Here is a 13,470-nt window from a genome sequence, read left to right as displayed (position 1 = left end):
ACGGTCCCGCCGTCGCACCAACCCGCTGAGTATCATGGAAAAATTTACTGTTCTTGACGGACTCGTTGCACCGCTCGACCGCGCCAATGTCGATACCGATGCGATCATTCCGAAGCAGTTCCTGAAGTCGATCCGCCGCACGGGCTTCGGCCCCAACCTGTTCGACGAATGGCGCTACCTGGATCACGGCGAACCCGGCATGGACAACAGCAAGCGTCCGCTCAATCCGGACTTCGTGCTGAACCAGCCGCGCTACCAGGGAGCTTCCATTCTCCTGACCCGCAAGAATTTCGGCTGCGGCTCCTCGCGCGAGCATGCGCCCTGGGCGCTGGAGCAGTATGGCTTCCGCGCCATCGTGGCGCCCAGCTTTGCCGACATCTTTTTCAACAACTGCTTCAAGAACGGGCTTCTGCCCGTTGTGTTGACTGAAGCGCAGATCGATCATCTGTTCAACGAAGTCAAGGCCTTCCCCGGTTACCGCCTGGTGGTGGATCTTGAAAATCAGCGCATTTCCACCGCCGATGGCAGCATCTCCTATCCCTTCGAGATCGACGCCTTCCGCAAATACTGCCTGATGAATGGACTCGACGATATCGGCCTGACCTTGCGTCACGCCGACAGCATCCGTGCTTTCGAAGAGCGTCATCTGGCGAGCCAGCCCTGGCTGGCCAACGTCATTTAACTCTTCGAGAAGAACATGAAAATCGCAATCCTGCCGGGCGATGGCATCGGCCCGGAAATCGTCAGCCAGGCCGTGAAGGTCCTGAATGCGCTGGGCGAACAATTCGAGATGGAGACCGCGCCCGTTGGCGGCGCGGGCTACGAGGCCCATGGCCACCCGCTGCCCGAGGCCACGCTGGCGCTGGCGAAAGCCGCCGACGCGGTGCTCTTCGGCGCCGTGGGCGACTGGAAGTACGACACGCTGGAACGCGCCCTGCGCCCCGAGCAGGCCATTCTCGGCCTGCGCAAGAACCTGGGCCTGTTCGGCAACCTGCGTCCCGCCATCCTCTACCCTGAACTGGCTGGCGCCTCGACGCTCAAGCCTGAGGTGGTATCGGGCCTGGACATCCTCATCGTGCGCGAACTGACCGGCGACATCTACTTCGGCCAGCCGCGCGGCGTGCGCGAGTGCCCGGACGGCCCTTTCAAGGGCCAGCGCGAGGGCTTCGACACCATGCGTTATGCGGAAGGCGAAATCCGCCGCATCGCCCACGTGGCCTTCCAGGCGGCGCAGAAGCGCGGCAAGCGCCTGACCAGCGTGGACAAGGCGAACGTGCTCGAAACTTTCCAGTTCTGGAAGGACATCGTTACCGACGTGCACAAGGAGTATCCGGACGTGGCGCTGGACCATATGTACGTGGACAACGCCGCCATGCAGCTGGTGCGCGCGCCCAAGAAGTTCGACGTGATCGTGACCGGCAATATGTTCGGCGACATCCTGTCCGACGCGGCGGCCATGCTCACGGGCTCCATCGGCATGCTGCCATCGGCCTCGCTGGATGCGAACAACAAGGGCCTGTACGAGCCTTCGCACGGCTCGGCGCCGGATATCGCGGGCAAGGGCGTGGCCAATCCGCTGGCCACCATTCTCTCGGCGGCGATGATGCTGCGCTTCTCGCTGAACAGGGCGGAGCAGGCGGACCGCATCGAGAACGCCGTGAAGAAGGTGCTGGCGCAGGGCCTGCGCACGCCGGATATTTACGAAGAAGGCACCACCAGGGTGGGAACGGAACAAATGGGCGACGCGGTTGTCGCGGCTCTCGCATAAATCAACATCAAGGGAAATCAAAATGAAACTCGTAGGTCTGGTAGGTTGGCGCGGCATGGTCGGTTCGGTCCTGATGCAGCGCATGCAGGAAGAGGGCGACTTCGCCCACATCGAACCGGTGTTCTTCTCGACGTCCAACACGGGCGGCGCTGCGCCGGCCATGGCGAAGAACGAAACCACGCTGAAAGACGCGAACAATATCGATGAACTGAAGCGCTGCGAAATCATCATCTCCTGCCAGGGCGGCGACTACACCAGCGCCGTGTTCCCGAAGCTGCGCGCGGCTGGCTGGAACGGCTACTGGATCGACGCGGCCTCCACGCTGCGCATGGAAAAGGATGCCGTGATCGTGCTCGATCCGGTCAACCTGAACGTAATCAAGGACGCCATGACCAAGGGCGTGAAGAACTTCATCGGTGGTAACTGCACCGTGTCCTGCATGCTGATGGGCCTGGGAGGCCTGTTCAAGCAGGACCTCGTGCAGTGGATGACGTCCATGACCTACCAGGCGGCATCGGGCGGCGGCGCTCAGCACATGCGCGAGCTGCTCACCCAGTTCGGCACCATCAACAGCTCCGTCAAGGCGCTGCTGGACAATCCGGCTTCCGCCATCCTGGAGATCGACCGCCAAGTGCTGGCGACCCAGCACGGCCTGTCCGCCGACGAGACCAAGCAGTTCGGCGTGCCGCTGGCGGGCAACCTGATTCCCTGGATCGACAAGGACCTGGGCAACGGCCAGTCGAAGGAAGAGTGGAAGGGCGGCGCCGAGACCAACAAGATCCTGGGCCGCGGCGCGGACTTCGGTTCCACGCCGATTCCGGTGGATGGCCTGTGCGTGCGCATCGGCGCCATGCGCTGCCACTCGCAGGCGCTCACCATCAAGCTGAAAAAGGATGTGCCGCTGGACGAGATCAACGACATCATCGCCAAGGACAACCAGTGGGTGAAGTTCGTGCCGAACACCCGCGAGGCTTCGATGCGCGACCTGACCCCGGCCGCCGTCACCGGCAGCCTCACCATCCCGGTGGGCCGCGTGCGCAAGCTGGAAATGGGCGGCGACTACATCTCCGCCTTCACCGTTGGCGACCAGCTGCTGTGGGGCGCGGCCGAGCCGCTGCGCCGCATGCTGCGCATCGTGCTGGACAAGTAATCAAACACTTGCGGTTTCCGCTTCAAAGGGCTGATTTCACAGGGAAATCAGCCCTTTTTCTTTGGATTGATGCCATTTTTTGGCATAGGAGGCACAGAAGGGGGCTCCAGAGGGGCGGAATGCTTGCATGCCGCAGGGCATGATGTTATGTTGGGACGTCTGGGAGACCGTCTACGCTCCTCTGAATAACTCACATAACACCCAACTATGCCAGTACAAAAACGCTCCAGGGCCGTTTCGTTCGCTTTGCAAACACTCACCGGCGCGGTCCTCAGCGCAGTGCTTACCTCCGCAAATGCTGCCGGCCTTGGCAAGCTGACTGTGCTCTCCTCCCTGGGGCAGCCGCTGCGCGCCGAGATCGAACTGACCGCCGTGTCCGCCGAAGAGGCCGCGGACCTGCAGGCCCGCCTGGCGCCCGCCGAAGCCTTCCGCGCGGCGAACATCGACTTCAACCCGGCCCTTCTGAGCCTGCAGTTCGAGATCGAACAGCGGGGCGGACGCCAGTTCATCCGCGTCTCCTCGGCCCAGCCGATCAACGAGCCCTTCGTGGACATGCTGCTGGAACTGAAGTGGGCCAATGGCCGCCTGGTGCGCGAGTACACCTTCCTGCTGGACCCGGCCGACATGCGCAACACCCAGGCGCCGCAAGTGGCCGCGCCGGTCGACATCGGCCGCGCCGCCCAGGCAGGCGCGCCTGCCGTGCGCCCGGCCCCGGCTCCCGCCGCCGCGCCATCCGCTTCGGCGCCGCCGCCACCGCCGCCCGCACCCAAACCGCGCCCGCAGCGCGAGCCGCGTCCCGCGCCGGAACCGGCCGACACCTCCACGGCCGCCAGCGAATACAAGGTCAAGCCGGGCGATACGCTGGGCCGCATCGCCGCCGAATTCAAGCCTGCGGGCGTATCGCTGGACATGATGCTGGTGGCGCTCTACCGCGCCAACCCGGACGCTTTTGCGGGCAACAACATGAACCGCCTGAAGTCCGGCGTGATTCTCTCCGTGCCCGATTCCGACGCCATCCGCGGCGGCGCCAGCCAGAGCGAGGCGCGCGGCGTGGTGGTCGCCCATGCGGCGGACTTCAACGCCTACCGCAACAAGCTCGCCGGCCAGGTGGAAGCCAGCACGCCCGCCAAGGAAGCCGAACCGGCCCAAAGCGCGGCAGGCAAGATCACGGCCAAAGTGCAGGAAAAGCCGAACGCCGTGAATGAGGCGAAGGACCAGTTGAAGCTTTCCAAGGCGGGCGAAACCTCCGGCAAGGCAGGCCAGACCGCCAGCGTGGAAGACAAGATCGCCAAGCAGCAGCAGGCCGCCGAAGCGGCGGCCCGCGTGAAGGAACTGGAAAAGAACGTCAGCCAGCTGGAACAACTGATGGCGGTGAAGAACAAGTCCGCCGCCACGGCGCAGAACAAGGTGCCGGAGATGGACGTGTCGGGCAAGCCCGTTGCCCCGCCAAAGTCCGCGCCCAAGGCCGCCGTGCCGATGCCTTCGCCGATCGAGCAGCCGACCCTGATGGACAAGCTGATGGAGAACGTGCAGCTGGTCGGCGTAGGCCTGGCCGCGCTGCTCGCCGCCGTCGCGCTCATGCTCTCGCGCCGCCGCAAGGCGCAGATGGTGCTGCCGAAGCACGAAACCAGCATCCTGGGCGATGTGGGCACGCAGGCCCCTTCCATGTTCGCCGAACCGGGCGGCCAGAATGTCGACACCAGCAACAGCGTGTTCAACTCGAACTTCGCGCCCTCCGCCAGCCAGCTCGATACCAATGAGGTGGACCCGGTCGCCGAGGCGGACGTGTACATCGCCTATGGCCGCGACGCACAGGCCGAAGAGATCCTGAAGGAAGCGCTGCGCACCCACCCCGAGCGCAATGCCGTGCGCCTGAAACTGCTCGAGATCTACGCCAACCGCAAGGACCTGCGCGCTTTCGAGATGCAGGCAGGCGAGCTGTATTCGCACACGAAAGGGCAGGGCGACGACTGGGCGCAGGCCGCTGCGCTGGGCTTGTCCATCGATCCGCAGAATCCCCTGTACGCCAGCGCAGCGCAGGCTGCGGGCGCAGGTGCGGCAGCGGGCGCCGCTGCAGGCGCCGCGGCCTTCCCCGACGAACTGCCTCTGACGGCTGCCGATTTCGCCAGCGACTTCGCCGCCGCGCCGCCTCCGCCAGCGGAAGACAATATGCTGGACATGGACCTGGGCGCGCCCGCCGAACCGCCGGTTGCCGAGGCGCCTGCGCCAGCGCCCGCCGACAACCTGATGGACTTCAGCTTCGACGAAGAGCCCACCGCCCAGCCGGCGCCGACGCCTCCCGCGGCCGAGCCGCCGAAAGCCGCCGACGACAACATGCTGGACTTCGACCTCGGTGGCCTGAGCTTCGAGCCGCCATCGAAGCCTGCGGAAGCGCCCGCACCGAGCGCCTCGGAAGCTCCGGCCGCCGAAGCCCTGGACCTGTCCTTCGACATGGGCCTGGAGAAGACCGCCACCCCGTCGAACGATGGGCCTCCACTGGCTGACCTGAACCTGGACTTCAACCTCGACCTGCCGGGCGAGGAAAAGGCCGCTGCAGCGGCTCCTGCGCCCGAGCCGGAACCCGTGCCCGAGCCGGAACCCGAACCCGGGCCTGCGCCCGCACCGGCCCCCGCGCCAGCGCCTGCCGATCCGCTGGCGGAACTGGACATGATGGACTTCGACCTGCCCGGCACCTCGGCGCCAGCTCCGGCACCGGCCCCGGCGGAACCGCCCGCGGCGCTCACCGCCGACGACTTCAAGCTGGACCTGCCAGCCGAAGAGCCGCCCGCGGCCGCTCCCGCAGCGGCGAGCCAGGAGTTCGACCTCTCCGGCCTGGACCTGGAGCTCGACACCGCCCAGCCAGCGGCCGAAGCTCCGGCGCCATCGCCGCAGGCCATGGCCGGTGCCGAACTGTCCGCCCACCACATGGAAATGGACACGAAGCTCGACCTGGCCGTCGCCTATCAGGAGATCGGCGACAAGGAAGGCGCCCGCGAGCTGCTGGACGAAGTGATCCGCGGCGGCAGCGACGCCCAGGTGGCGCGCGCCAACGAGATGAAGGCCCTGCTGGGCTGATGCAGCTATAATCCCTGCTCCGCAGACCAACCGCAGAGCAGGGAAGTGAAACGCATCGCACTAGGAGTCCAGTACAACGGCGCCGGCTGGCAAGGCTATCAGGTGCAGCCGCACGGCCAGACGGTGCAGGACAAGCTGGAACAGGCGATCGAACAATTCGCCTGCCTGCGCATCGGCACCACCTGCGCGGGCCGCACCGACGCCGGGGTGCACGCCCTGAACCAGGTCGTCCACTTCGACACCGGTATCCAGCGCGAGCCGCACGCCTGGGTGCGCGGCATCAACGCCTTCCTGCCCGACTCCATCGGCGTGCGCTGGGCGAAGGTCCTGCACGACGTGATCCCCTACAGCGAAGACCCCGCCGAATTCGACCCGGCGGCGGACTTCCACGCCCGCTTCAGCGCCCGCTCGCGCACTTACCATTACCTGCTCTACAACCACCAGGTACGTTCGCCCCTGCTGGCCGGGCGCGCAGGCTTCTGCCACCGGCCGCTAAACATCGAACGCATGCGCGAAGCCGTCAGGCCCCTGATCGGCCGCCACGACTTCAGCGCCTTCCGCGCTGCGGGCTGCCAGGCGAAGACGCCGGTGAAGGACATGTACGAGATCGGCATCGAACGCCATGGCGACATGATCCTCTTCACCTTGCGCGCCAGCGCCTTCCTGCACCACATGGTGCGCAACCTGGTCGGCTCGCTGGTCTATATCGGCCAGGGCAGGGAGCCCATCGAGTGGCTCGGCCAGCTGCTGGAAGGGCGCGACCGCGTGCAGGCCGCGCCCACCTTCATGCCCGACGGGCTGTATCTCGCCGATATCGAGTACGATGCCAAATGGGAGCTGCCGCGCGAACAGCCGCGCATCCTCCCCGCTTTCTGAGGACCACATGCACCGCACCCGCATCAAGATCTGCGGCCTGACCCGCGAAGAAGACGTTGCCGCCGCCGTGAGCGCGGGCGCCGACGCGGTGGGCTTCGTCTTCTATCCCAAAAGCCCGCGCTATGTGACGCCGCAGCGCGCGGCGGAACTCATCGCCACCTTGCCGCCTTTCGTTACCGCGACAGGCCTTTTCGTCAACGCCGGCGCGGAAGAAGTGGCTGCCACCGTGCTCTCGGCCCCGGTCTCCCTGCTGCAATTCCACGGCGACGAAACGGCCGCGCAGTGCGCCGAGGCGGCGCACGCGGCCAACCGCGCCTACATGCGCGTCTTCCGCGTGAAACCGGACACCAGCGGCGAAGAGCTGCTAGAATATGAACAACAAAGCCGTAGCTCCAGCAAGCTGTTCTCGGGCCTCCTGCTCGACACCTTCGTGGATGCCTATGGCGGCGCAGGAAAGGTTTTCGATTGGTCTCTCATTCCAAAAGATCTCGCGCATCGGGCCGTTTTGAGTGGTGGCTTGAGCGTACACAACGCGACTGGCGCGGTAGCACGCGTTCGCCCTTACGCGGTTGACGTCAGTAGTGGCGTCGAAGCCGCCAAGGGCATCAAAGATGCCCGTTTGATTGCCGAATTCATTGCGGCGGTCCGGGCAGCCGATGCCACTATTGAAAGAGATCCCCACCATGAAAGCCCAAGCTAAAGGCCTGTTCCACGCCACCGACTACCAGCTTCCCGACGCCACCGGCCACTTCGGCCCCTACGGCGGCTCCTTTGTCGCCGAAACCCTGACCTACGCCCTGGACGAGCTCCGGGAAGCCTACGCCAAATACAGCCAGGACCCGGCCTTCCTCGAAGAATTCCGCTACGAGCTCAAACACTTCGTCGGCCGTCCCTCGCCTATCTACCACGCCAAGCGCTGGAGCGAAATCGCGGGCGGCGCGCAGATCTACTTCAAGCGCGAAGACCTGAACCACACGGGCGCACACAAGATCAACAACGTCATTGGCCAGGCGCTGCTGGCCAAGCGCATGGGCAAGCCGCGCATCATCGCCGAAACGGGCGCGGGGCAGCACGGCGTGGCCACGGCCACCATCTGCGCGCGCTTCGGCCTCGAATGCGTGGTCTACATGGGCTCCGAGGACGTGAAGCGCCAGGCGCAGAACGTCTATCGCATGAAACTGCTGGGCGCCACCGTGGTGCCCGTGGAATCAGGCTCGCGCACCCTGAAAGACGCGCTGAACGAAGCCATGCGCGACTGGGTCACCAACATCGAAAACACCTTCTACATCATCGGCACGGTGGCGGGCCCGCACCCATACCCCATGCTGGTGCGCGACTTCCAGTCCGTGATCGGCGAAGAGTGCCTGGTGCAGATGCCCGAACTGGCAGGCCGCCAGCCCGACTACGTGGTGGCGGCGGTGGGCGGCGGCTCCAACGCCATGGGCATCTTCTACCCCTACATCGACCAGAAGGACACGAAGCTGGTAGGCGTGGAAGCGGCGGGCGAAGGCATCGAGACCGGCAAGCACGCCGCCTCGCTGACGATGGGCTACCCCGGCGTCCTGCACGGCAACCGCACCTACCTGCTGCAAAGCGAGGATGGCCAGATCATCGAGACCCATAGTGTTTCGGCGGGCCTGGACTATCCGGGCGTGGGTCCCGAGCACGCCTGGCTCAAGGACTCCGGCCGCGCCACCTACGAGCCGATCACGGACGAGGAAGCGCTGAAAGCCTTCCACGACTGCTGCCGCATCGAAGGCATCATCCCCGCGCTGGAAAGCTCGCACGCCCTGGCCTACGCCGTGAAGCTCGCGGCCACGCTGCCGAAGGACCAGATCGTGCTGGCCAACCTCTCCGGCCGCGGCGACAAGGATATGCACACCGTCGCCCAGCGCGCCGGCCTCAACTTCAGCTAAGCCTTTTGTTGCTTAAATGGGGACAGACCCCTTTAAGAAACAAACCATATTGCTTAAAGGGGTCTGTCCCCTATTAAGAAACTAATTGCTGAGAGAGAAGATATGTCTCGTATTGCTGCGACGTTTGAGGCGCTGAAGGCGCAAAAGAAGACCGGGCTGGTGACGTTCATTACCGCGGGCGATCCGGCGCCTGCTTCCACCGTGCCCCTGCTGCATGCCCTTGTGGCGGGAGGGGCGGATGTGCTGGAACTCGGCGTGCCCTTCTCGGATCCAATGGCGGAAGGGCCCGTCATCCAGCGCGCCTGCGAGCGCGCCCTGGTCCATGGCGTCGGCATCCGCCATGTGTTTGAGTACGTGAAGGAGTTTCGCAAGACTAACCAGCATACGCCTGTGGTGCTGATGGGCTATGCCAACCCCATCGAGCGTATTGGGGTGGATGAGTTCATTGCGGCCTCGAAAGAGGCGGGGGCGGATGGGGCCATCGTGGTGGACTATCCACCGGAAGAGTGCGAGGAATTCGCCGCGAAGATGCGGGCCGCCGGACTGGACCTGATCTTCCTGCTGGCGCCCACGTCCACCGAGCAGCGCATCGCCCAGGTGGCGAAGGTGGGCGGCGGCTTCAGCTATTACGTGTCGCTCAAGGGCGTGACCGGCGCCGGCCATATCGATACGGCCGAGGTGTCGCAGCGCATCGAGGCGATCCGCAAGCACGTGAAGCTGCCCATCGGCGTGGGCTTCGGTATCCGCGATGCGGCAACGGCCAAGGCGGTGGCGGCAGTAGCGGATGCAGTGGTGATCGGCAGCCGCATCATCCAGGAAATCGAGGCAGCCACGCCGGAAACGGCGCCCGCCGCCGTGCAGGCCTTCGTGGCAGGCATCCGGCAGGCTCTTGATTCGTAGGGGTGCGCCGAGCGTAATGTTGTGGCTCTTGCAACTTTAGAGGGAAGGTTCGACAGGGCAGGCCAAAACGGCTACACTTCCGGCCTACGTTAGTGCAACAGGAGAAAATATGAGCTGGTTAGAGAAACTGCTGCCGCCGCGCATCCAGCGCTCGGACACTGCCGCTCGCAAGACGATGCCTGAAGGCCTGTGGGTCAAGTGCCCCTCCTGCGAGGCCGTCCTGTACCGTACGGACCTGGAGTCGAACCTGCACGTCTGCCCGAAGTGCGATCACCATATGCGCATCCGCGCCCGCGAGCGCCTGGATGCGCTGCTGGACGCAGGCGGCCGTTATGAGATCGGCCAGGAGACCCTGCCTGTCGACACCCTGAAATTCAAGGACAGCAAGAAGTATCCGGATCGCCTGAAACAGGCCATGGAAGCCACCGGCGAGACCGATGCGCTGATCGCCATGGGCGGCTCGATCATGAGCCTGCCCGTCGTGGTGGCCTGCTTCGAGTTCGAGTTCATGGGCGGTTCCATGGGCTCCGTGGTGGGCGAGCGTTTCGCCCGCGCTGCACAAGTGGCGCTGGAGCAGAAGGTGCCTTTCATCTGCATTACCGCCACCGGCGGCGCACGTATGCAGGAAGGCCTGCTGTCGCTGATGCAGATGGCGAAAACCACTGCCATGCTGACCAAGCTGGCCGAGAAGAAGCTGCCCTTCATCAGTGTGCTGACCGATCCCACCATGGGCGGCGTGTCCGCTTCCTTCGCCTTCATGGGCGACGTGGTGATGGCTGAACCGAAAGCCCTGATCGGCTTCGCCGGTCCGCGCGTGATCGAGAACACCGTGCGTGAGAAGCTGCCGGAAGGCTTCCAGCGCGCCGAGTTCCTGGTGCAGAAGGGCGCCGTGGACATGATCGTCGACCGCCGCAAGATGCGCGAGGAAATCGCCCGCCTGCTGGCGCTGCTGCAAAACCAGGCCGCCGAAGTGCTGGCCTGAGATCCATCCCCGATGGCGCGCGGGGCTTTCCGCGTGCCGTCTTCCTGAAGTGCCTCCTATGTCCCAACTCCCGACTACCCTGCCAGAATGGCTTGCGCTGCTTGAGTCGCGCCATGCCGAAACCGTGATCAATATGGGCCTGGACCGCGTGCGCGCCGTCAAGGAGCGTATGCAGCTGGCGTTCAACTGTCCGGTCATCATGGTGGCGGGTACGAACGGGAAGGGCTCGACCTGCGCCATGCTCGAATCGATCCTGCTGCGCGCGGGCTACAAGGTTGGCCTGTACATCAAGCCCCACTTCCTGGATTTCAACGAGCGCGCCCGCATCAATGGCGATCTGGCCACGGATGCGCAGCTGGTGGAGGCTTTCAATGCCGTGGAGGCGGTGCGCGGCGAAACCACGCTGACCTATTTCGAGTTCACCACGCTCGCCATCATGCACCTGATGTCGAAGGCGGGCCTGGATGTGGCCATCCTCGAAGTGGGCCTGGGCGGCCGCCTCGACGCGGTGAACGTGGTGGATGCGGACGTGTCCATCGTGACCTCCGTCGATATCGACCACGTCGATTACCTGGGCGGCACGCGCGAGCAGATCGGCTTCGAGAAGGCAGGCATCTTCCGGACCGGGAAAGCCGCCATCTGCAGCGATCCCGTGCCGCCGCAGTCGCTTATCGATCACGCCCGCGAGATCGGCGCCGACCTGTGGCTGATGGGCCGCGATTTCAACTACTCGGGCGACAAGCAGCAGTGGAACTACGGCGGGCGCACCATGCGCCGCAACGCGCTGGCCTATCCCAGCCTGCGCGGCGCGAACCAGCTGCTGAACGCCTCGGCCGCGCTGGCGGCGCTGGAGGCGCTGAAGCTGGAGCTGCCCGTGGGCGCGCAGGAAGTGCGCACCGGCCTCGTGACCGTCGAGCTGCCGGGCCGCTTCCAGGTGCTGCCGGGCCGCCCAAGCGTCATTCTCGACGTGGCCCACAACCCTCACGCCGCGTCGGCGCTGAACCAGAACCTCGGCAATATGGGCTTCCATCCCTACACCTTCGCGGTGTTCGGCTCCATGCACGACAAGGACATCGACGGCGTGATCAAGGCCATGTCCGAGCATGTGGACCACTGGTGCCTCACCGGCCTGCCGTCGCCCCGCGCGGCGAGCGCGGAGGAGCTGGCGGCCAAGGTCCAGCTGAACCAGCCCGACAAGGCTGAACGAACCATCAATGTTTTCGAGACTCCCGCCCAGGCCTACGCGAATGCGCTGAGCCGTGCCGGGGAGAATGATAGAATTGTGGTCTTTGGATCGTTCCTCACCGTGGCAGGCGTCATGGCGGCACGAAAGTCCTCACTCCACTGAGAAACTCACGCATGGGCTTGTTCTCGAAACTCGGTAAAAACAAGCAGGAATCCACTGGCGAAGACAGTGGCTACTATCGCGCAGCAGACGACAGGTCGCTGGCCGACAAGGCCAAGTCCAAGCGCGCTTCCCACAGCGAGGGCGGGGCCACCCGCAACCGTGGCCGCGCCGCGCGCGATGCCGCCGCCGATCCCGTTTTGCCGGAAAAGAAGCGCGCCCGCCGCCGCCTGGTAGGCGCCGTCGCGCTGGCGCTGGCCGTCGCCATCGGCCTGCCGATGATCCTCGATTCCGAACCCAAGCCCCTCGCCAACGATATCGCCATCCAGATCCCGTCCAAGGATAAGCCGATGGAGGCCGCCCCGCAGCCCGCGCCCGCCGCCCCGGCGAAAGTGGAGCAGGCCGCAGCCCTGGACAAGAGCGAAGAAATCATCGAGCCGCCGCCCGCCAAGACGGTGACCGCGCCGCCGCCGGTGGCCGAGGTGAAGCTGGCGCCGGAGCCGGCCGGCAAGCCGCCGAAAACGGAAGTGAAGGAGGCGCCAAAAGCGCCCGAGGCGAAGCTTGCCAAAAACGAGCACAAGCCGGAAACGAAGGAGGCGAAGCCCGAGCCCAAGCGCGCCGAGGCCAAGCCGGAGCCCAAGGAGAGCCGCAGCGACGATGCCCGCGCCCTGGCCATCCTGGAAGGCAAACCTGCCGCCTCCACCCGCTATGTGATCCAGATTGCGGCACTGTCGAAGCAGGACAAGGTAGAAGAATTGCAGGGCAAGCTGCGCGAGGCAGGCATCCGTTCCACGGCACAGAAGGTGAGCACGGCCAACGGCGAATTGACGCGCGTGCAGGCCGGTCCTTTCGCCAGCAAGGAAGAAGCGGAGAAGGTGCGTGCCAAGCTGACAAAGATTGGCCTGAGCGGCAAGCTCGGAACCGTCTGAGGCATTGCAGCGAGCAGTCGGCGTGACGATTTTCGATTACCTGGTGCTGTTCGTGCTGATTGCTTCGCTCATCATCAGCATCATGCGCGGCTTGGTGAAGGAAATACTGTCGCTGGCCAGCTGGGTCGTGGCTTTCGTGGTTGCGAATGCTTTTGGGGCTTCGCTAGCCGCCATGCTGCCCCCGGCCATTCCGGGTGAAGTGATCCGCCTGATCCTCGCCTTCGTCGTGCTGTTCATCGGCGCGCGCCTGTTGATGGGTTTATTGTCAATGGCCGTGGGCGCGCTGATCGAAGCTAGTGGGCTGACGGTGGCGGACCGCCTGCTGGGCACCATCTTTGGACTGGGCCGCGGCCTTGTAATCGTGCTGGCCGCCGTCATATTGTGCGGGATGACGTCGATCCCGCAGCAGGAATTCTGGAAGCGCGCGCTGCTGAGCCCTTTGGCGGAAGACGGCGCCCGCACCGTGAAACCATTTCTGCCGGCTGCCCTGGCGCAGCACGTGCAATTTTGAATACCTCAAATCCGTAGC

At 64.9% G+C, this 13,470-nt stretch carries 12 protein-coding genes; all 12 read left to right on the top strand.

The features are described 5' to 3' along the window. Positions 1 to 34 precede the first annotated feature (34 nt). The 12 genes from leuD to LSQ66_RS14615 all read left to right on the top strand — a co-directional run bounded on the left by leuD (position 35) and on the right by LSQ66_RS14615 (position 13,452). Positions 35 to 682 carry a 3-isopropylmalate dehydratase small subunit gene (leuD, locus tag LSQ66_RS14670; RefSeq protein ID WP_231765940.1) on the top strand — a complete coding sequence of 216 codons (648 nt, stop codon included), beginning with the start codon at positions 35 to 37 and terminating at the stop codon, positions 680 to 682. A gap of 15 nt (positions 683 to 697) precedes the next feature. Further along, a complete protein-coding gene (gene leuB / locus LSQ66_RS14665) occupies positions 698 to 1,768 on the top strand; it encodes a 3-isopropylmalate dehydrogenase (RefSeq protein WP_231765939.1) in 1,071 nt (356 codons plus the stop codon). A gap of 22 nt (positions 1,769 to 1,790) precedes the next feature. After that, positions 1,791 to 2,918: an aspartate-semialdehyde dehydrogenase gene (asd, locus tag LSQ66_RS14660; RefSeq protein WP_231765938.1), complete on the top strand. Its 1,128-nt coding sequence runs from the start codon at positions 1,791 to 1,793 to the stop codon at positions 2,916 to 2,918. Positions 2,919 to 3,197: 279 nt separating this feature from the next. Next, positions 3,198 to 5,993, top strand: coding sequence for a FimV/HubP family polar landmark protein (locus LSQ66_RS14655; RefSeq protein ID WP_231765937.1), 2,796 nt, complete (start codon positions 3,198 to 3,200; stop codon positions 5,991 to 5,993). 45 nt (positions 5,994 to 6,038) lie between these two features. Continuing rightward, complete coding sequence (gene truA / locus LSQ66_RS14650; RefSeq protein ID WP_231765936.1) at positions 6,039 to 6,869, top strand: tRNA pseudouridine(38-40) synthase TruA; 831 nt, start codon at positions 6,039 to 6,041, stop codon at positions 6,867 to 6,869. A 7-nt stretch (positions 6,870 to 6,876) separates the two neighbouring features. Then, positions 6,877 to 7,569 carry a phosphoribosylanthranilate isomerase gene (locus LSQ66_RS14645; protein ID WP_231765935.1) on the top strand — a complete coding sequence of 231 codons (693 nt, stop codon included), beginning with the start codon at positions 6,877 to 6,879 and terminating at the stop codon, positions 7,567 to 7,569. Next, complete coding sequence (gene trpB / locus LSQ66_RS14640) at positions 7,553 to 8,785, top strand: tryptophan synthase subunit beta (protein ID WP_231765934.1); 1,233 nt, start codon at positions 7,553 to 7,555, stop codon at positions 8,783 to 8,785. The genes LSQ66_RS14645 and trpB overlap by 17 nt, the downstream gene beginning before the upstream one ends. 102 nt (positions 8,786 to 8,887) lie before the next feature. Continuing rightward, positions 8,888 to 9,685 (top strand): tryptophan synthase subunit alpha, encoded by a 798-nt coding sequence (gene trpA / locus LSQ66_RS14635; RefSeq protein ID WP_231765933.1) that lies wholly within the window; start codon positions 8,888 to 8,890, stop codon positions 9,683 to 9,685. Between the two features lie 109 nt (positions 9,686 to 9,794). After that, positions 9,795 to 10,667 (top strand): acetyl-CoA carboxylase, carboxyltransferase subunit beta, encoded by an 873-nt coding sequence (gene accD, locus LSQ66_RS14630; protein ID WP_231765932.1) that lies wholly within the window; start codon positions 9,795 to 9,797, stop codon positions 10,665 to 10,667. Positions 10,668 to 10,725: 58 nt separating this feature from the next. After that, positions 10,726 to 12,015: a bifunctional tetrahydrofolate synthase/dihydrofolate synthase gene (folC, locus tag LSQ66_RS14625; RefSeq protein ID WP_231765931.1), complete on the top strand. Its 1,290-nt coding sequence runs from the start codon at positions 10,726 to 10,728 to the stop codon at positions 12,013 to 12,015. Positions 12,016 to 12,026: 11 nt separating this feature from the next. Next, positions 12,027 to 12,941, top strand: a complete 915-nt coding sequence (locus tag LSQ66_RS14620; protein ID WP_231765930.1) for an SPOR domain-containing protein — start codon at positions 12,027 to 12,029, stop codon at positions 12,939 to 12,941. A 22-nt stretch (positions 12,942 to 12,963) separates the two neighbouring features. Beyond that, entirely contained in the window at positions 12,964 to 13,452 is a 489-nt protein-coding gene (locus tag LSQ66_RS14615; protein WP_231765929.1) for a CvpA family protein, read from the top strand. Positions 13,453 to 13,470: the final 18 nt, after the last annotated feature.

The sequence above is a fragment of the Massilia endophytica genome, assembly GCF_021165955.1.
GTDB lineage: Bacteria > Pseudomonadota > Gammaproteobacteria > Burkholderiales > Burkholderiaceae_D > Rugamonas > Rugamonas endophytica.
Note: the sequence above shows the minus strand (reverse complement) of the source record. Positions and strands in the feature narration are given on the sequence as shown.